General features: G+C 42.4%; 16 protein-coding genes and 5 pseudogenes. 10 read left to right on the top strand and 11 right to left on the bottom strand.

Features of this window, described 5'->3' with window-relative positions:
• The 3 genes and pseudogenes from BTO10_RS23570 to BTO10_RS01985 form a co-directional block, all read left to right on the top strand.
• Window positions 1-1,332, top strand: a pseudogene (locus BTO10_RS23570) (gamma-glutamyltransferase family protein); the annotation flags it as partial.
• A gap of 164 nt (window positions 1,333-1,496) precedes the next feature.
• Complete coding sequence (locus BTO10_RS23895) at window positions 1,497-1,736, top strand: IS3 family transposase (protein ID WP_181143949.1); 240 nt, start codon at window positions 1,497-1,499, stop codon at window positions 1,734-1,736.
• A gap of 47 nt (window positions 1,737-1,783) precedes the next feature.
• Window positions 1,784-2,209: pseudogene (locus BTO10_RS01985) on the top strand (IS3 family transposase); the annotation flags it as partial.
• A 76-nt stretch (window positions 2,210-2,285) separates the two neighbouring features.
• Here BTO10_RS01985 and BTO10_RS01980 read toward each other — a convergent pair.
• Window positions 2,286-3,380: a substrate-binding domain-containing protein gene (locus tag BTO10_RS01980; RefSeq protein ID WP_105023380.1), complete on the bottom strand. Its 1,095-nt coding sequence runs from the start codon at window positions 3,378-3,380 to the stop codon at window positions 2,286-2,288.
• Between the two features lie 81 nt (window positions 3,381-3,461).
• Between BTO10_RS01980 and BTO10_RS01975 the strand changes: the two genes are divergently transcribed.
• From BTO10_RS01975 to BTO10_RS23655, 4 genes and pseudogenes are all read left to right on the top strand, one after another.
• A complete protein-coding gene (locus BTO10_RS01975) occupies window positions 3,462-4,580 on the top strand; it encodes a substrate-binding domain-containing protein (RefSeq protein ID WP_105023379.1) in 1,119 nt (372 codons plus the stop codon).
• The gene (locus BTO10_RS01970; protein WP_105023378.1) at window positions 4,577-7,066 is read left to right on the top strand and encodes an EAL domain-containing protein; all 2,490 of its coding nucleotides are present in this window, start codon (window positions 4,577-4,579) and stop codon (window positions 7,064-7,066) included. Before BTO10_RS01975 ends, BTO10_RS01970 begins: the two co-directional genes overlap by 4 nt.
• A 214-nt stretch (window positions 7,067-7,280) precedes the next feature.
• Window positions 7,281-7,937 (top strand): DUF2057 family protein, encoded by a 657-nt coding sequence (locus tag BTO10_RS01965; RefSeq protein ID WP_105023377.1) that lies wholly within the window; start codon window positions 7,281-7,283, stop codon window positions 7,935-7,937.
• Between the two features lie 444 nt (window positions 7,938-8,381).
• Window positions 8,382-8,549 (top strand): annotated as a pseudogene (locus BTO10_RS23655) (LuxR C-terminal-related transcriptional regulator); the annotation flags it as partial.
• A gap of 162 nt (window positions 8,550-8,711) precedes the next feature.
• Here the strand turns inward: BTO10_RS23655 and BTO10_RS01955 are convergent.
• Both BTO10_RS01955 and BTO10_RS01950 read right to left on the bottom strand, forming a co-directional pair.
• Window positions 8,712-9,212, bottom strand: a complete 501-nt coding sequence (locus tag BTO10_RS01955; RefSeq protein WP_105023376.1) for a GNAT family N-acetyltransferase — start codon at window positions 9,210-9,212, stop codon at window positions 8,712-8,714.
• A 151-nt stretch (window positions 9,213-9,363) separates the two neighbouring features.
• Entirely contained in the window at window positions 9,364-10,356 is a 993-nt protein-coding gene (locus BTO10_RS01950; protein WP_105023375.1) for a DUF2860 family protein, read from the bottom strand.
• 203 nt (window positions 10,357-10,559) lie between these two features.
• Between BTO10_RS01950 and BTO10_RS01945 the strand changes: the two genes are divergently transcribed.
• Entirely contained in the window at window positions 10,560-11,057 is a 498-nt protein-coding gene (locus BTO10_RS01945; protein WP_105023374.1) for a fasciclin domain-containing protein, read from the top strand.
• Between the two features lie 111 nt (window positions 11,058-11,168).
• Here BTO10_RS01945 and BTO10_RS01940 read toward each other — a convergent pair whose 3' ends face one another.
• From BTO10_RS01940 to BTO10_RS01910, 7 genes and pseudogenes are all read right to left on the bottom strand, one after another.
• Window positions 11,169-11,465: a hypothetical protein gene (locus tag BTO10_RS01940; protein WP_004740876.1), complete on the bottom strand. Its 297-nt coding sequence runs from the start codon at window positions 11,463-11,465 to the stop codon at window positions 11,169-11,171.
• A gap of 152 nt (window positions 11,466-11,617) precedes the next feature.
• Window positions 11,618-11,797: pseudogene (locus BTO10_RS23845) on the bottom strand (hypothetical protein); the annotation flags it as partial.
• Between the two features lie 166 nt (window positions 11,798-11,963).
• Window positions 11,964-12,434 (bottom strand): GNAT family N-acetyltransferase, encoded by a 471-nt coding sequence (locus tag BTO10_RS01930; protein WP_004740874.1) that lies wholly within the window; start codon window positions 12,432-12,434, stop codon window positions 11,964-11,966.
• Between the two features lie 93 nt (window positions 12,435-12,527).
• Window positions 12,528-12,746, bottom strand: coding sequence for a DUF7661 family protein (locus BTO10_RS01925; protein ID WP_105023373.1), 219 nt, complete (start codon window positions 12,744-12,746; stop codon window positions 12,528-12,530).
• Between the two features lie 24 nt (window positions 12,747-12,770).
• Window positions 12,771-13,085 (bottom strand): annotated as a pseudogene (locus BTO10_RS01920) (cupin domain-containing protein).
• A gap of 50 nt (window positions 13,086-13,135) precedes the next feature.
• Window positions 13,136-13,639 (bottom strand): YgjV family protein, encoded by a 504-nt coding sequence (locus BTO10_RS01915; RefSeq protein ID WP_105023372.1) that lies wholly within the window; start codon window positions 13,637-13,639, stop codon window positions 13,136-13,138.
• A gap of 108 nt (window positions 13,640-13,747) precedes the next feature.
• Window positions 13,748-14,545 (bottom strand): PhzF family phenazine biosynthesis protein, encoded by a 798-nt coding sequence (locus BTO10_RS01910; protein ID WP_105023371.1) that lies wholly within the window; start codon window positions 14,543-14,545, stop codon window positions 13,748-13,750.
• Window positions 14,546-14,962: 417 nt separating this feature from the next.
• Here BTO10_RS01910 and BTO10_RS01900 point away from each other — a divergent pair, with 417 nt between their 5' ends.
• The gene (locus BTO10_RS01900) at window positions 14,963-15,994 is read left to right on the top strand and encodes an ABC transporter substrate-binding protein (protein ID WP_105023369.1); all 1,032 of its coding nucleotides are present in this window, start codon (window positions 14,963-14,965) and stop codon (window positions 15,992-15,994) included.
• Window positions 15,995-15,997: 3 nt separating this feature from the next.
• Window positions 15,998-18,436, top strand: coding sequence for a putative bifunctional diguanylate cyclase/phosphodiesterase (locus BTO10_RS01895; protein ID WP_105023368.1), 2,439 nt, complete (start codon window positions 15,998-16,000; stop codon window positions 18,434-18,436).
• A gap of 276 nt (window positions 18,437-18,712) precedes the next feature.
• Here the strand turns inward: BTO10_RS01895 and BTO10_RS01890 are convergent, their stop codons facing one another.
• Complete coding sequence (locus BTO10_RS01890) at window positions 18,713-19,732, bottom strand: diguanylate cyclase domain-containing protein (RefSeq protein WP_105023367.1); 1,020 nt, start codon at window positions 19,730-19,732, stop codon at window positions 18,713-18,715.
• Window positions 19,733-19,736: the final 4 nt, after the last annotated feature.

Below are 19,736 nucleotides of genomic sequence, written 5' to 3'. Positions count from 1 at the left end.
ATGCGTATAGCAACTTTATCTTTAAGCTTGGTTTCAGCGGTGGGTTTTGCTGCTGAGCCCAGTCCTTTTCCAGTAGTGCCTGATGCTGAAGGTGACAAACTCATGGTTAGTGCGACAAACCCCTATGTCAGCAGCACTGGCTATTCGATACTAAAACAAGGCGGTATTGCCATCGACGCCATGGTGGCAATGCAAATGACCATGTCAGTGGTCGAGCCCGACATGACCGGGATCGGCGGCGGAACATTTGCTTTGTTTTATCAGCATGATAAAGACCAGTTTCTCGCTCTTGATGGACGAGATGAGGCTTCTCCAAGCGCGACCCCCGACATGTTCATGGAAAACGGCAAGCCACTGAGTCGAAATGAAATTTTAGGTCCGCGTTCGGTCGCTGTACCTAGCACTCTTCGTTTACTTTATAGTGCCCACCAAGAGTATGGGAAACTACCTTGGGCAGAATTAGTTCAACCGGCCATCGACCTGGCGAGCAAAGGTTATGCGATGAACAGCCACACGTGAGACATTGTGGTCCGTGAGCAAAACCGTTTAATTGAAGATCCAGAAATCAAAGCGCTCTATTGGGATAACGACGAAATCAAACCGACTGGCACCTTGATGACCAAGCCAAAGCTTGCCGACACGTTGACCAATATTGGTCAACAAGGTGACAAATGCCTTTATGGTGGAGAGTTTGGTAAGAACATTGTCGAAACGGTCAACGGTCTCATCGATTCAGATCATGCAAAATTATCCATTGGAGACTTTGAGCAGTACCAAATCAAAACGCGTGACGTCATTGAGAGCGACTATCGTGGTAACAAGTTCGTATTCTTTGGCTACCCTGCCTCTGGTGGCGTGATGGTAGCGCAAAGCCTAGAAATGCTAGAAGCGTATGATTTGGCGGACATGTCCAAAACCGACGCAGAACCATGGCGATTAATGACAGAGGCAATGAGAATCGCTGAAGCCGATCGTATTGCTTACGCCGGCGACCCTGATTATGTGGAAACGCCCGTAAGTGCCCTGCTTGATAAATCTTATATTGATAAGCGACGCCAACTGATCCCAGAAGACGGTATCGCTCAGTCAAACCCGAAAGCTGGGAAGGTTTCAGATACCGATTACGCACAACATCAAGGCTTTGAGAGCAAGGATACCGGACACATCTCCATCATCGATAAAGAAGGCAATGCGATAGCCATGACAAGCACCGTCGGTACAGGAATGGGCTCTGGCGTGATGGTAAACGGTGTGATTTTGAATGCGCAAATGGCGAACTTTTCTACCAAACCAACTCAGCATACTGCTACTGCTCAGGAAAAACGAAAAGCGTTGAATTAAATGTGGACGAATGATTGGTCTCTCATGCACACTAGCGCAATATTAAACCTCTCATCCCCTGGGATACTCTCTGTCTGGCTCAAAAGATTTAATGAACCCGGTATCAAAGGGCTCAAACAAGCAAGCGCCCAAATAGCTATGAATGTGAGCTGCGGTTGATAAAGTCAATTTATCATGAACACAAGGGTCGATACGGCTACCGCCGTATTCACTTGGCACTCAAAAATCGGGGATTCGTGCTTAATCGCAAAACGATTCAAAGGCTTATGGCTCAGCTCAACCTTAAATCGCCGGTCAGGATTAAAAAGTATCGTTCATATCGAGGAGAGTCTGGAACAGCAGTTCCTAACGTACTTGAAAGAGATTTTAGTGCGACTCAACCCGATGAAAAATAGGTAACTGATGTCACGGAGTTCAAAGTCAAAGAGCAGAAAGTCTACTTGTCCCCGTTGTCGACTTGTTTACTCAGGAGGTGGTTGCTTATAGAGTGGCCAAAAATGCCAACTTGCCGCTTGTCACGAATATGCTGACGGAAGCTATATCAACGCTTAAACCCAACTCAAAGCCAATTATGCATAGTGATCAAGGTTGGCAATATCGTCATCGACAGTATCAGAAAAAGGTAGCGGAGAGTGGTTTAACGCAAAGTATGTCGAGAAAAGGTAACGGCTTAGATAATGCGGTTGCTGAAAACTTTTTTGCTTTACTCAAAACAGAGATGTATCACAATCAAAGCTTTGAGGATGCAGATGCACTAATAGAGCAAATTAAAGAATATATCGAGTACTACAATACCAAACGTATAAAAGTGAAACTAAAAGGCCTGGCTCCGATAGAATATCAAACTCAGGCCTTGAAAGCCGCTTAACAGAAATGTCCAACTTTACGGGGTCACTTCAGCAAGCGGCTTTTTCACTGCTGGAGTACCGGTAACGTTCAGTGCACTAGTTTTTACCTGAATAACGGAAAGCCTCTCGCGTTAACTGGCTCAACTCTTCATCATCCATTTTGTTGTGCACCACGGTGATTCTGCCTAGATAAATCAACGGCACTTCTGTTTGTCGACCTTCCAAGTGAAACTTGATGGCTTCTGCAGTGGCAACCCCCAGATCATCACTCATTCGCATTGGTGTTGCATCAAGCTCGTCAGATCGGATTTTCTCTATCTCTTTTGCGGTTCCACCCCAGCCTGTCACATATATCTCAGACAGCTTATCTGCTTCGCCTAGCGCGTCCACAGCACCCATCGTCATTGCCGTGTTCGCATTGTGAACCATGGTCACTTCTGGAAAGTTACCCAAAACCAAACGGATCCCATCAGCACCACCAATTTTTTGATACTGCCCAAAATGCTCATAAACCGTTAACCAATCGCCCTTCTCTTCAACACAGTCAATGAACCCCTGAGAGCGTTGTGTATCTGTAATACCTGGAATACCTCGGTTAGCGGAAAACTCCACGTCGTTACCTAGCTCTTTGACCACGTGGTCACACAACACCTCGGCTCCCATTTCGCTGGAAAAATCAAACCAACTATCAGGTTGGTGAGTCCACTGTTCGTTTGGCGTGTGAAATGCCCAAATGAAGGTTTTAAAGTCAGAGGAAGCCGACAGTTTTTGGATATTACCGGCTTGTATATCCAACTCTGATGGACCAAAAATGACAAAGTCATAGGTTTTTTCAGAGCTAAGTACTTGCTCGGTGTATTGAGTTTGAAGTGAGTGTTCGATCTGCCTAGATGTAAATTCATCAATCTCAAATTTGAGCTGTAAGGCAATCAATCTTTCCTTCAACGCGATGAAATTACGTATCCAGAAATCAGAAATATCTGCACTTGGATAAATTAAAGCGATCCTTACGGGCTTTTCAGAAAATTTCGATGCTACAGAAATGGGCTCTCCGCTTACAGTCTCTTGAAATTTCTCAAGTTTTTCAAAATCACCGTCAGGCCTTTCCCCATCAGCGCTCACAGGCAGTGAAACCATAAAACAAGTAGTTAGAAGCAGAGGTAAAAGAATTTTATAATTTTGACCCAGCATAAATGTTACCAAGTGTTTGAATGTTTATTAACAATATTATAAATATAGAGAGGTAATAATTTAAAGACTTTTATAGAGCTGATGAATAGAACATTTCACTTTGCGAGTTTATTGCTTGCTATCAATTGCAGCTCAACGAGTTTTGCAGAGTATCCAGAGGACGTATTTTTCAAATACGCCGAAAACAAAGTCACACGTGCCGTATCAAATCAAGTCATATGGGGAGGCCCAACGGAAGGTCCTGCCGTACGCCATGAAAAGAACATTATTTTTGTTGCGTCAGATCTGCGCAACGGGGGTGTCTATGGTGTAGGAAAAGGTTTATCGGAAGCGATGTCCAACATTGATTGGCACCTGCGTTTTATCGACGGTCTTGGCTCTGAAGTACGCCAAGGGGCAGCCATTAGAAAAGCGATAGGTTTTCAGCCAGATGCTATCGTGCTTGGTGGAATTGATGCTGTCCGACACCAGAAGATCTTAAAACAAGCTCAAGATTTGGGAATTACTATCATTGGCTGGCACGCCACGGAGCTCGCAGGTGGAAACCCTGATATTGGTCTCTTCACGAATATCACGACCGATCCATTAGATGTCGCTGAAGTTGCTGCGCTGCTTGCGATTGTTGACTCAGATGAACAAGCAAAAATAGTGGTATTCACAGATCCAAACTACGAAATTGCGATGATTAAGGCTAACGCTATGGTCGACACCATCAAGCAGTGTCGTAAATGTGATGTTCTGGAACTTATCTACCTTCCACTCGACCAAATCGACCAAAAAATGCCTGCTACCTTGAAGATGCTAGAAAAAAAACACGGCGACAATATCACTCATATTTTGGCGATAAACGATCTGTACATCGACTATGCTATCCCCTCTTTAGAATCTAACCTAGAAGAAAATAAACTGATCCCAAACAACATTTCAGCGGGAGATGGTAGCAAAGCCGCCTACAAGCGAATCAACAAAGATCAGTTCCAATCAGCGACTGTTCCAGAGCCTTTATACCTGCAAGGTTGGCAAATCGTTGACGAACTCAACAGAGCATTCAATAGCATGCCACCGAGTGGTTATTCTGCACCGGTTCACCTCGTAACTCCAAACAACGTCGCAGAGCTGATTAACAACGAAGCGACTGGCATTTATGACCCTAAAAATGGCTACCGTGAAGCATATCTGAATATTTGGAAGCCGCAATGAAACTGAATCAAATAAACATTACCCAGCGCTTCATCATCTCCAACTTCATTTCGCTACTTATCGTAAGCCTTGCAGTAATCATGGTGATTCGCTCTTTATATTATGTCGAGTCGACACTTAAAAACGAAACCTCAACACATGTATCTGAATTGATTGTGAACTCAGAGATCAGCCGCCGAGTTTTCACGCTTACCTCTCGAGTGAAATTACTTGAACAGACCTTTTTGTTCAGTGAAAACACCTTGTCAGAAGAAGCATTTAACGTTGACTACCAACTTCAAAAGCTCAGAGATTTATCGACCAACGAAGGTTTTTCGCAAAAGATCGACGCGTTCATTGATAACTTCCATCGTTTCTTGGGTAGCTCACTTGCACTCAATCGAATACTCAAGCAAACCAATCAAATAGATGCCACCTTAGCAGCACAATTGAACCAACTGGAGTTTGCGATTGCCGACAGCAAACTGAAGCACCTCAACCAACATGACTTTATTCGTTATAACAACGAACTCGATCTCATGAACATGTTGAGAGAATCCTTTCTTACTTCAGGGAAAATGGTCGGTGATATTCATAGCCGCATTACGCCAGAAACAGAAAAAGTGCTTTTGATTAAAGTCGAAAAAGAGCTCGACATATTCTTACTGCACTTAGAAAACGTTGATATTGAGACAGCAGCAGTCATTGAACAGAAGAAACTCATTCAGAAAACAGTTAAACGCTATAACGCGGCGCTGAAACGAATTCGTGCCAACCTTGAGCAACGCTGGCTAGTGATGGCTTCGCTTTTAGATGCGCAAAGCGACTTGCTCGAAATGGTTGAGAACACGGAATCACGCGTTCAAAATCAAGCATTGGTGCTTACCGCTCAACTGGAAGAAGAGATCGGAGAATCACGACTTAACGCCATTATGATCAGTTTCTCTGCCGTTATCTTATCTCTACTACTGCTTAACTATGTGGTAAGGAATCACATTCAAAAACCACTGAATGCACTCAAGCACGGTTTTGACCGCTTAGAATCTGGTAGCTTAAGAGAACCTATCGCACTTGGCAGAAGCGATGAGTGGTCTCATTTGGAGAAAGCCTACAATGACATGGCAGGAAGGTTGTCTGAAGCTTATCTAGAACTGACTGAAGAGAAAAAGAACTTCGACTTTCTCGCCCACCACGACCCATTAACAGGGTTAGCGAACCGGCTGTTAGCCACAAAAAAGCTGGATGAAGAGATCAAACGTTCACGTGAACAGGATACCTGTTTCTTGCTCTTTTATTTAGATATCGACGAGTTTAAAACGATTAATGACTCTCTCGGTCATGGACAAGGTGACAACCTACTTATCAATGTATCTAATATCCTAACCACCCTAGTTGGCCATAACGGCTTTGTTGCACGAATGGGCGGTGACGAGTTTATGGTCGTGTTCTCTAACATCAGCTTAAGTGAAGGCGAACAGCTGGCAGAGCGTTTAAACCAGTCACTTCGTAAGCCTTACTATACCGAAGACAACTCAATATTTGTTGCAGCCAGTATCGGCGTATGTGAATACCCCACTCATGGCGCTAACGGTGAAACTTTAGTTCGAAACGCCGACACCGCCATGTATCATGCTAAGCGTAATGGCAGAGACCAGTACCGCGTTTATGCCGATAAGATGACCCACGAAGTGAATGATCTCATCGAAACTAACATGGGTCTGCATCAAGCGGTTGCTAACGATGAATTAGAAGTATTTTTCCAACCAAAAGTCGATTTAGATTCGCAAGAGATCATTGGGGCTGAAGCACTTGTTCGTTGGCAACACCCGAAGCTCGGTCTACTTCCACCAGTGGCTTTTTTGGAAGTGGCCGAAAAGAGTGACCTGATTATCGACATCGATAAATGGGTATTTAAGAAAGTGGCGAACCTGATTACTGAATGGCAGCGCTCTGGAATCAATTTAGAAAGGGTGACTTTCTCTATCAACTTCTCTGCACGAATGTTTTACATGACCGACCTTGCGGAACAACTTCAAGTCATACTCGATGAAACCGACTGTAAACCGCATCAGTTGCTACTTGAGATAACAGAAAGAGATATGATGCGAGACTTCGAAACCTGTTCGAGAACCATAGAAGTGCTTCATTCCAAAGGTTATAAGATCGCAATAGATGATTTTGGTACCGGATATTCATCTCTTTCGGTACTAAAAAACCTCTCCGCTGACTGCGTTAAGTTAGACCGTAGTTTTATCGAAGACATCAACTCATCCAAGGTCGATTACGAGATCACATGTGCAGTATTAAAACTTGCGCAGATACTTGATTTTTCAGTCATAGCAGAAGGACTTGAAACACAAAGCCATGTAAAAACGTTACGTCAGATAGGTTGTAAATATGCGCAAGGCTATTTCTTTGCTCGACCATTGCCTATTGATGATTGGATCTCTTACTTTATGGGAAGTTATAGTTTAACAAGCAAACACCTCACCAGTACAAAAAGTTAACTTTGAGAAGTTTTTACTCCCATTTCAGGCCCCAGCATAAGTGAGCACCAGGGGCCACACCATCCTTATGTGAGCAAAAAATGCACAGGTGATATACTCAGCAATTAGGTTTAAGTTAAGTTTCGGTGAATTTTACCAAATGGAGAGAAGGCAACTTGAAAAACTTCGTTTTGCGTGAGATTGTAAAATATCTCACACCAATAACTGTATGATTATGAAAACATTACAATCCATTGCACTGCTTTCCACAATTATCGCAGCACCACAAGTGTTAGCTGATGTAAAAATTGAAGTTCCTTCTAGCGCAGATGCTCTAGTTGAAGTCTTAGCGGTTAATGAGGCTAAACCTGATTTTGAGGGTGGTTTTTTCTCTTCAAGCAAAACGATCACCGTGCCAGACGGTGTAAACCAAATCGTTTTCCAATATCAGCTTGCTTTTAGTCAAGGTAACGACCGTGAGTTTGTTGATAGTGACGCAATTATTGCTACTTTTGACGCGACAGACACAACAGTAACGTTCGACATGCCGAAGTTCCGCAAAGCTAACGAAGCGAGAAAAGGCTTTCAGAACCTAGATTGGAAACTGGTTGATGAGAACCAAAATACAATCAGTGTTAAGCAAGACAAATTAACCAAAGATGGCATGCAGATTGGCCGTAAATACCCTCAAGAAGCGAAAGAATACAACCGTACAGGTGGTATTGCCGCATTAACGACAGGTGCTACAGCCGCTGCAGTTGTTCAGCCAGTAACACTACCAGCAAAAATTGATGGCAACGCGTCTAACACGGCCGAAGAAATGCTGTACTTCTGGTATGAAAAAGCCGACGCTGAAACCAAGCAAAAATTCAAAGCGTTCGTGAACAAGTAAACCCTATTTGTTGATCTTCTAAATAAAAAAGCTGGCATTCAATCGCCAGCTTTTTTGTATCAACTTCAGGGAAACTACGTTTCCATATTCGCCCTATTGGTGCGCGTTTGCACTACGCGTTCTCAGTAGAAAACACTTCTCCGTCGATTTTGATTGGCCATCCCATCAACTCGTATTCAGCGGCAAGCCAATGAGCGCAACGGCTTGATATTCTTGTTTTTACCCACTCACCTATGCCACACACTTTGTATTCCAAAACAGCCATTTTTATAACAACACCATTTACTCAAAATTAAATTTATAAATATCAGGCAGAAGTTATCTACTCCAAGGTCTGATGTATGTTCCCAAAAGAACACTAACCTGTAGTTTACCTATAAAGTTGTAGGTATTTTATTTTCAATCATTTAGCGTAAACCATACGCTACTGGGATTTTATCTTGGCAACTGGCGCAAGGTTACACCGCTAAGTAATGTGCCGACATTCTGTTTTTAAGCCCAAGAACTATCGAGTCACACAAATATCGAATGTTAGATATCCGCGAACTCGATAACCATACGGAGCTAATCCAGTTTGCGCTTCGTAATGGCTTCGGTATTGATAATCCATAAGTGCTTGTTACCAAAAAACAGTGCTCGTGCTAGTTAGTCAACACACCTCAACTCATAACAAAATCACAAAGCCCTCAAACTTCTGCAGTTTGAGGGCTTTATGGCTTTACAGCGGTAATTTAATTCTTATTCAGATTATAAATTCAATCACCTAAGGCGAGTTCAAGATGCTAGATATTCAGGCTTTATTCTCGACATCAGCAACATATCAATATACTTGCCATTTTTGAAGGTACTCAATCGCTTAGTCCCCTCTAACTGAAAGCCAGCGCGTTCGTACAAAGCAATCGCAGCGTGGTTATCGGCATGAACCTCTAACTCTAGGCGAATTAGGTTTAGCCAATTATCCGCTTGATTGATGGCTTCTTGCATCAAGGCTTTACCAACCCCTTTTCCGTGAACATCCGGATGAATGGCAATAGCAAGCCCTGCGCAGTGTCGATCCCTTACCTTAGTTGTCATAAACAAAGTGATGTGGCCTACGACTTTCTCGGCCGATTCAGCGACTAGAGTAAAATGGTCCGAATGACCAAATAACCGATCCACTTGATCTGAACTTAGGTATGGTTTTTGTGACGTGTTTGCTGAAATCGAAGGACGGCGATAAATATCGAATAAATCTTGGCTATCCGTTGCTTCTAAATGTCTAATTTTTATTTCCAAAGCGCTTCCTTACTATCTGATCTTTTTAACTGAACGACTTCCATACTACGGATAGCAACGAGCACCTACAACCTTAAAGATTATAAGTGCTCGAATATTTAAACAGATAACAAAATCAGAACGTTATACAACGCCTTGGAATATCTAACCCTTAGAACTTATAGTCGATACCGACGCTCGCTAATACCTGCTCAGAATTATAGAAATCGATATTCGAGTCGATCGTTCTATAGCCAAGTAATGAAATAAACGACCAATCTTCATACCCCATCAACCCACCAAACTCATACGCTAAGAATGCACCGTACTCGTTCTCTTCACGAGTTTTTCCATAAATTGGATTGGCTTCATCGTACTGACGATCGTTCGCATCTAACGTTACAACAAAGCCGTGACGACCGAGTCTCTTTGCGTAATTCAATTCAATCCCGTAACTGTCAAAACTTAGCGCATCTCCTTCCGCATCCGCATGAAAATACACCATAGAAGGCACTAACAAACCGGCTTGATTTGGCAGTATGAATCGATATCCGGCTTTGGCATACACATAGCTTCTTTCCCTATCTAACAGCGCTGCCTTTACTGGCGATATGGATTGGGTACCTAAAGTGCCTGATAATTCATCATCCACATCAGATTCACCAATCGCGAAATCTGTTTGGAAGGCCGTCCCACCAATGTTGGTCAGTTGTAGTCGTCCTACATTACCTTTCACATCGGTTTCGTTTCGATTGACACCAACGGCGTAAGGATCAGACCAAGCTTTACCAGAGATAAGCGTTGGTAACACGGAAACATCTAATATGGTGCCGCCAGAGAGTTGATGTCGATAACCAATCTCAAAGGCGATGGTACCGGTTGCAATATCTTCTCGGGTGGTACCGGCATAAACTTGGTGAGTAAGGGATTCACCAAAGGTGTATTTAACGGTTCCGAGAAAACCAAGCAAACCTTGATTCTCACCGTCACCTTCAATGGTATTGGTTGCTTGATTTGAGTCTTGTTCGGTACTCAAATTACTGCTGTCAGAATAGAAACCAGCCAAGACACTAAAGTTACCACTAAAACCCTCACTAGGAGCTAATCCACTGTACGCTGGCATAGAAATAGCCGCGGAAAGTACTACGGGTAAAACAGATCTCATATTCACATCCACTAGTTGAATAATTACCCATTAAATATATGTACAAAATTGGAATTACAACAAGTATTTAACCTTTATACATTCCCACTTTGTTGAGTTTTCGGGATACGACAACGTCTCCAGCGCGACGAAGATATGATCTATCGTGCTTGGGCTTTCGTAACAAGCCTCGGAAATAAAGGAAAAACTGAAAGGAACCCAATATGTTTAAGAACTTATATAAAAGCCTGTCGCTGTTCGCCGCGTCACTTCTTTTATCAACGGCTGTCCATGCTGACCATCATGGTATGAAAAAAGACATCGTGGACGTGGCAGTAGAAAACGGCTCTTTCACAACGTTAGTGGCGGCAGTAAAAGCGGCAGGATTGGTGGACACACTGAAAGGAGAAGGCCCTTTTACTGTTTTTGCACCAACAGATAAAGCGTTTGCCGCTCTACCGGATGGTACAGTAGACATGTTATTAAAGCCGGAAAATAAAGATAAACTGGTCGCAGTACTCACCTACCATGTAGTGCCAGGAAAAGTAATGGCTGAAGATGTGGTAAAACTAGACAGCGCAGTCACAGTACAGGGGGAGTCAGTCACAATTAGCACTGACCATGATGTTGTAATGATCAACAAAGCTCATGTCGTAACGGCAGACGTAAAAGCGAGCAACGGTGTGATACATGTCATTGACGCTGTACTATTACCCAAGTAATAGACAACCAATGGACGTACAAGATATTAGGAGGTGTGACAATGTCATGCCTCTTTCCTATTCGAACAATAGATTTTGGCTTACTACTTTAGATATTAAGTGAATATTAGGTTATACGAACAGTCGGCCGAATATCAGAAACGCGGCCATCGACACAACTTTGGTAAACACCACCACCCAAATACAATCACCAATACTCGAATGCGTTGCCTTCCCAAGTAGAAATACGAAAAGTATAAGCCCCAGAACCCACCCCACTGTCGGTATCAGAGAAACTAAAGATACGATAATCGCTATCGTTAGAAGAGACTTAAAATCCGCCACCACAAACGACATTTTAGATGCAATGTACATACAACATGCCGTGACTAGCGCATCCATAACAAATGCTAAAGCTTCGATTCCCACGTACTACCCTCACTCTTTTCAATCGAACCGAATAGTACATTGAAATTAAAGAGGAAATCTTAGGGCATTTGTAAAAACATCATCAACATCTGTCACACAATTGAGACTTAGAGGAAATTTTTGACAATCATTTTCGAGATTTATTCTTTGGCATTCTCATATTTATGGCCGAATAAACAAAGGAATGAATTGATGACAAAAGAAAAGAATGAAATAACCACGACGAAGAGCGGAAACAACCCAGAGACCCCAGCTTGCAGAGCTAACACTCCGATTGCAAAAGAAAACATCGACACTAATGTGTATATTTTTAATCTACTCACATGACTCATGAACAACACTCCTTGTATTCATTCAATCTTTAAGATTAGACAAATTGGCTAGCACACAATTTGAACTCATCGACAATATCAGTAGATCAGCAAAATTTACCCTTAAAAAGGTTTAATAATCCTTTTAGGCCTGTTCCTCTTCACAATCTTCGCCCTTAACGCAAGCCTACTTGTCGACAACCTTTTCCATAACGAAGTTCGTCAGCGTTACTCCACGCATATCGACTTGCTGATCACTCACTACTTTAAAACCCATACGCTCATAAAATGGCCTCGCAGTGATACTTACCTCTGAGAAGTATCTTGATACCCCACGAATTTGCCCAATCGTGAACACATGCTCCATCAACGCTCGGCCAACACCTCGCCCCTGATATTCATGATGGCAAAAAAAATGGTCGACCAAGCCACTTGGCTGTAAGTCAGTATAGCCAACAATATGGCCATCTAACTCAGCGACAAAAGGTTTTAACCCGTCCATACGCTTTTGCCACAACGCAAAGTCAAAACCACTTGGTGCCCAAGCCTCGACTTGTTCTTGAGAATAATCTCGTATGTTCACGTTGCGAACCGTGTAGAAAAAGATCTTCCATAACGCTTTAGCATCACTTTCTTGATAATTTCGAATTCTAACCACACTCTCTTCCTTTGGTCGCTTTGAGATCCTAACTATTGGATATAATCACGTATCAGTTAATACATAGCTGTATTAGGACACTCACTATTCCCGTTAAAGGATACGTGTCACTGATGGGTACTTTTCTGAAGCAAACTCATGATAAATATCCGCTAAATAACGCGCTAACTCTTCCTCTGCTAAATCAGAAGGTATGCTCATGTCATAGACTCGAGCACGTATCGATGTTTCCGATTCTCGATAAAGTAGCCACTCTTCGTTTTGCCTCTGTACTGACATTCTCTGGTGAAAAACCTGAAATTTTAGCCACATACGCACTTTACCTCTATCTATAAATTAACGGTAAAACACCGCTAGCCATATCGTGACAGAGTCTTGTCGGTCCCCAGAACCTTGTGTTTTTCACCGGCGGGAATATTGAGGTAGTCCCCTTTAGACAAAGTAACAATGCGACCATCAGCAAATTCGATCAGGCCTTGCCCCTCGAGCACCAGAACCCATTCATGCTCCTCTTGATCGTCCCCCCCCCTCCTCAGGAGAACTGTGTCCATGTGAAAGTATCCTCTCTATCCGAATGTTGTCATTCGCTATCAAGTCATTGAATATTTCATTAGGTATCGACGAAGGAATATCTGCGTAGATATTTGACATAGGCTCTCCTAATTTTTACTAAAACCTTGCGATAATTGGTAGTGCGCACACTAGGCCACGACATTCTTCCTGAAGTAAAAACGATAGTAACCAAGAAAGTTACTGCCAATAAATAAGGCTTCCATAGCAACCGCTGTTGGAGAGCCAACTAAGTAATTATGAACAAGCCAAAAACTGGTGCCGATGATCATCAGCTCTCGAAGTCTACGGTCATCCTTATTAAACGCAGCAAAGCTCTGAAACACAGAAGCAAAGCAACTCAATACGCTGGTTAACCCTGAGAAAGTGAAGGCTGTCGCAACCACAGACAGTGAACAAAACAAATATTTGAACTTAGGTGATGTGGAAAACACACTCGTTAAATAACGAATAGTGGCAATAATCATCAAGCATGCTGCTGTCCACTGTTCTAGCAGGATAAAGTGACTTGAAATCAGTACACCTGCGAAAAATAGACAGGTTACGATCTTCTTCCTCTCCTTAAATTGGAAAGACATAAGATCAAAGCAAATCGCAATGGCGACCAAAACTTGAGACAAATAGAAAGCTGACACTGTGATTCCTTTTACACTATTTGGTTAAACGGGTTCGACTTAACCTCTAAACGTGAAACCGCAATTCACATCAACAGCCTAGACCCACCTTTCCTAACAACAAGTCCACTAAATGTTTAGCTGACCGCTAATCACTGTTTTAGCTGAACCCACTAACTTTATTCGACCATTCGCTAGTAGCTCTGTCGACACATAGCCCCCACGGCGAGAAGCTTGGTATGCACGAAAACACGATTTGTTGAGTTTATCAGCCCAATATTGTGTTAAAGCGCAATGTGCCGAGCCAGTAACAGGATCCTCGTTGTTCCCGACCCAAGGGGCAAAATAACGAGAAACAAAATCAAGGTCTACGCTTGATGATTGGCTAGTCACTAACACACCTCTGCCTGCCATCGTTTTTAAAGCATCAAAATTCGGTGAGAGCCCCAAGAGCACTTGCTCATTAGTCACCTCGATAAACTGCTTAGTATCAAATTCCAAGAATGACACTACTTGTCCCTGCGCTATACCTAAATGCTCTAAAAGAACTAAATTAGGCTCTGCACTCAAAAACTGAGTGCCCGGGAAATCTAGCTCGATAGTTGACTCACAAACTGTGGCAGTCAACTCTCCAGACAAAGTATTAAAAACGACGTTGTCGCCAACCTTGGCTAACCCCTGCTCTTTCATCACATGCACCGTAGCCAAAGTACCGTGGCCACACAACTTTACTTCCACTTCTGGCGTGAACCACTTTAACGTCATAGTATCCAGCGCAAGGAAAGCCGTTTCAGGTACCGCCATCTCTTCTGCAATAGATAACATCAGCGACTCATCTAATAACTCTTGAGAAATACAAACACCTGCGGGGTTGCCTTTGAAAGCTTGGGTAGTGAACGCATCCACTTGATATATTTCTAGCTCCACAATGTCTCCGACGAATGAAATGAATGACAACGTTCGACCACAATAAGCACAAACTCCTTGTGCCACAAGTCATTAGTCAAAATTTCTCAAGGAGTGACCGATAAAATAAGCCAATAATAAACAATGATTTATCAAACCACAGAACAAATTATAGAAATAGACCCTCTCAGTTTGCTCACGAGCGTCTCCTTCTTTTTCAGGGCTTGGTTTTATTGCTTCTCACCGCCGTTCCATATTGCAAACCTTGCTACTGAGACAGTGCTAACTAACACCATACTGATGGTTTTACTTAAAGCAAAACCTAGGCATTTGCGTGCGCAGCATGATGTTGAACTAAAATTAGAGGCGTAAATTTGAAGCAGGTCTCAAATTTTGCGCTAGGATCTAGTTAAACAAAGAAGAGAAAGGAATCCGTCAGTGAAGGCATTTTATATTTCAGTTCTCGTGTCCGCATCCTTTTCGCCTGGGTTAGTATTTGGTCAACAATATGAAATTTATCTCTACAATTGGGATGAATTTTTATCCAAGAGCGTCATTGAACAATTGAATGATACCTATGGCATTGCGTTAAAACAGCAATACTTTTCAGACGAGTCAATTCGTGATGAAGTCCTATTGAGCGAACGCCGCGGTGCCTTTGAACTGGTTGTGATAGAGAGTATGAAGCTAAAAGCGTTCGCTGAGCAGAACCTGTTTCATAACCTCAGTGACATACAGCAATCTCTCGCAAACAATTTTGACTCTCGATGGGTTGGTGGATGCGGTGACTATGGCATCCCTTATGCTTGGGGAACATCAGGCATATTGTACCGGAGGGACAAAGTTGTAATTCCTAATTCATGGAAAGCCATATTGGACCCTGAAACTGAAAACAGTGGCCGAATTAGTATGTATTACGAGCCAACAGATCTAGTGAGTGTTGCACTTCTACTCAACCAATTCGAACCCTTTACCAACAATGAACAGGAGCTAAGAGTAGCCTACCAAACCTTGCAAGCTCAAAAGCCCCACCTTGAAAGTAATGAATACGTCGTCGAATATATCCACCAACCAGAAAGACTTGCCAATATAGACTTAGCTTATGGCTATTCTGGAGACAGCTACATATTGAATGAGGTCGACCCCGAAGCATCATGGGCCTATATCGTACCTGAGGAAGGTACTACCCTTTGGCTAGAGTGCATTGCAGCGATAAATAACGGAGAGCTATCACAACAAGCCTCAACGATACTGTCCTTCTTGTCACAGCCTGAAATTGCAGCTCAAAACGCAATGGACTCTTGGTTCGCTACGCCTAGTTCGAAAGCTAAAGCCCTAACCTCTCAAGAGTATCAGAACGACCCTGAGCTATTCCCTAGCCAAGAAGTGTTAGAGCGCAGTTATCTGTATCAATCCCTTGAGCCAAATAGCCTTCAAATTCGTAATCGTATAGTTGATAGTTTGAGATAACAAATGCCTGTATTGAAGAAACTGTATTTTGTAGTTATCCCAGCACTGCTGCTCCTATTCACAGTCACAGGATTCATTACCTATAACTTCGCCTCAAACCACAACAAACACATGTACTTAGACGAAATTCAGTCTGATGTTAATACAGCGCTAGTCGCTGCAGAATATGAGCAGTTGGGGTTATCTTTACTCGTCAAAGATATCAGTTCATCGCTTCAGTTCTTACGTTACATTCAAAACCCTACTGACTATACAACCCTGTCTCTTTTAGAAAAGCGAGTATTGCGAGTGCTAAATCAGAGCGATGTTAATCAGTTCGGTCAACGCAATATATATGTCATCGACCCCAACTTTAAACTGACGCTCTCAACGCTGCGCATTGACCCTTTTGAAGACCTAAAGATACCGGACAGTATCTACGAGCGAGTTTTCGATATATACACTTCATTAATCAAGCAAATGGAACTATCCCAAGAGGGTTTTTCATATGTTGCCGAGAATGGCGAACTCAGATATGCCTTTGTTGCCGCTATCGATCCTTACTTAGCACCTCAGGACAAACGAGCTAACAAAAGCTTAAACCGATATATGCTAATTGCAGACGGTCCATTGATGCAGCTTTCAAACTTGCTCGTTGCTTACAATGAAGACGACAACATGCAACTCTTAATCGAGCCAGCAGATGAAGTAGAACAGATTGAAAAAACTCAGTTTATTATCAAGTCAATTGAGCAAGACAAAGACAACATAAACGTCCAAATGAACAGTCGTCATTTCCTCGCACAAGTCAACATTCGAGAACAAAAATTCAACTTGGAAAAAACCATAATTGCTCAGCAGACATTCCTAGGGTACACAGCGATTTTATTCTTAATCATGTTTATCGTTCATTTGGTGGTGCGCTACCATCTGGTACGACCTCTTAGAGACCTTCTTCACGAAATATCGGTTGGTGGACTCAAGCTCAGATACTTCAAACGTTCTTCAGGACAAAGCGAGATTGACTGGTTAAAGAACGCATATATCGACTCATTAACTGAGCTAAAGTTCGAAGCTGAATTCGACCAGCTGACAAAGTTAGCTAACCGTAGCACTTTTATTCGACACCTTGACATCTGCATAAAAAGTTCAATTAATTCAAACTGCTACCTAGTATGCTGGGACGTCATGGAATTTCGAAAAATTAATGATCTATACGGCGCAAAAATCGGTGATAGCGTACTTGTTAGCTTAGCAAAAGCGCTCAGAGATACATTACAAAACCAACAAGCCTCTTTCGGTTTTAGTTGCTGTGATTACTCATTAGCAAGGCTCGGTGGAAATCAATTCATCGCAATTTTAGAGATAGGTGATGACCAATCGATCAATGAAGAAATAGAAAACATTAATAACGCGCTAACTGGCACTAACTTTGTAGATTATTATGGGTTTCGTTTAAACATGGCTACGGGCGTGCTCCCGCTAGAAACCCCAAAATTCGAGAAGATCTGGCACCGATGTATCGATGAGATGTTGTTCAATGCCAAAGCTCACAGTGACGGAGAGAGCCGAATTGTTTACGCCGAGGAGCTTCTCCATACCCTAGAAAGACAAGACATCATTGAGAAGAGACTTTTAGAGTGCTGTGAGAGCGATAATTTTGAGCTGAAGTTCATGCCCATCTTTAATGCTAAAACACTAAAGATCGATGGAGCTGAGTGTCTTATCCGTTGCCCTGCTCTTACCGACATTAAAGCTGGACCAGACGAATTTATAACCGTCGCAGAAAGAAGCAATTTAATATCGAAAATCGATATGTGGGTTATCAGTACAGCGATAAGAAGTTTCAAGGAGCTTACAGAGCTTCACAAATACAATGGCACAATATCGATCAATATCTCGGCAATGGAGCTCTATAACCGCAATTTCACAGACAACATTCGCAAAGTAATTGAGCGCTATAAAGTACCCGCTAGTAGTATCATTATTGAAATCACTGAGACCAGTTATGTGAAAACGACCAAACTAACCGTGCAAACGATCGAAAGCATCCGAAGCCTAGGGTTGAAAGTGTCACTCGATGATTTTGGCACCGGATACACTGCCTTCAACCAGTTGCTTCATTACCCTGTCGACGAACTTAAAATTGACAAGAGTTTTGTCGATCGTATCGTCGACGATAAAGCTGACCGTAAAATGGTCGAATCAATGGTGAACTTGGGGCATTCCTGTGGAACCTTAGTTGTGGGTGAAGGTGTTGAGAATGTCGAACAGTACCAATATTTACGCGAAGCCAACTGTGACTTGTTACAAGGCTACCTATTTAGCCAACCACTCAGTTATCTTGATTTTATTGAATTCATTCGTACTCACAACCCAAAAACCTTGCTAAATCAATGTTCGGTACTAGACGGTATCAAGGAAAATCATATCGTGGCACTGTGCCAGAAAAGCAACCAATAAAAAGCGAAAGAGAGAAAGCGCTTTTGCATTAACAGCAGTGCTGTCGCCTACCAACGCTAACAAACAATCTAGCTTTATCTCGAGCCTTCTTCCTAAATCTAGGGGGATGTTGTATTCAATAGCTTCTGGGGGCTTGGGAAGACGTTTTTGACCACGAGGACATATAAAGAATCAAAGCTCTCTGATATATACTTCGTACCGTAAGGAAAGCCGAAAGTGACTCTACGGGATTAATAAAAGGCGAATAAAAGCTAAGCTATGACCCTCACTGTGACGTTACATATTGGTTAATAGTTCCATCATATCTTTGGAGCTGATATTCTTCTTGTGCCTCACAACAGCATCAATCATCAATTCTAAGTTACCAGCTGAAATATAGTCACTCAGAACGTCTTTAAATTGTTCTTGTATCTCATTGCTCGCGTAGAGGTGCTCGGGTATAAAGAATAAAAACTGGCTGCCACTGCTACGAAATGAAACCGTACTCTCTGGAATCTTGGCCGACAAAGATTTAGCAGCTGAGCTCACTACCAAATCACCATATTCAAGGCCATATTTCTGGTTAATTTCACTCAAGTTTCTTATGCGAACAAAATAGAGATCAAAATTACTCTCTTTGGGATAATTGTGTTTAATAAATTTCATCAAGGAAACACGATTTTGGAATCCTGTGATGAAGTCTGTAGTGTAAAGCCTTCTTTTAGCTGAAAAATCAGCGTAAAAAATTATGCCAGTCGCGATCAGAACTAATGCGAGAAGCACACTACTAAACATGTGAATTTTTACCAGCCTTTCGACTAATGAGGTATTCTCTTCAATCACAGGACTTTGCAGTCGAAATTTTTCATTAATAAAGTCCACCAGCGTGTCATAACAAATAGCGATTTTTTTCTGCAGTGATTCCCTCGACAACTCCCCCTCCTGAACGAGTTTTATTGAAGACTCTAACGATTTAAACTTTTCAAACTCTGAAGAGAAATAAGGCTTGAAGTTCGCAGCTTTAATGAAGTTAGAAGACTCATTGCTGTTTAGTAAAATATCAAAACGACTCCAGGTAATATCATAGGCTAACCGCAATTCATCATAATTGAGGTTGCCTAAACGGCTCACCATCATGAAATTCGCATATTCCTTTACCAATTGAAAAACAAACCACGTTGCTTCGTTTTGTCGGCTCGAAAAACTCTTATTGATATCGTTAATACGCGTAACACTGTAGATATTCACACTAAGCACCACCACAGCCAATGCCAAAACGGCGATCTTGATGGTAGACAAGGGAAACAGTTTTTTCATGATA

The organism is Vibrio chagasii (assembly GCF_002954585.1).
In the GTDB taxonomy this organism is placed as follows: domain Bacteria; phylum Pseudomonadota; class Gammaproteobacteria; order Enterobacterales; family Vibrionaceae; genus Vibrio; species Vibrio chagasii_A.
Note: the sequence above shows the minus strand (reverse complement) of the source record. Positions and strands in the feature narration are given on the sequence as shown.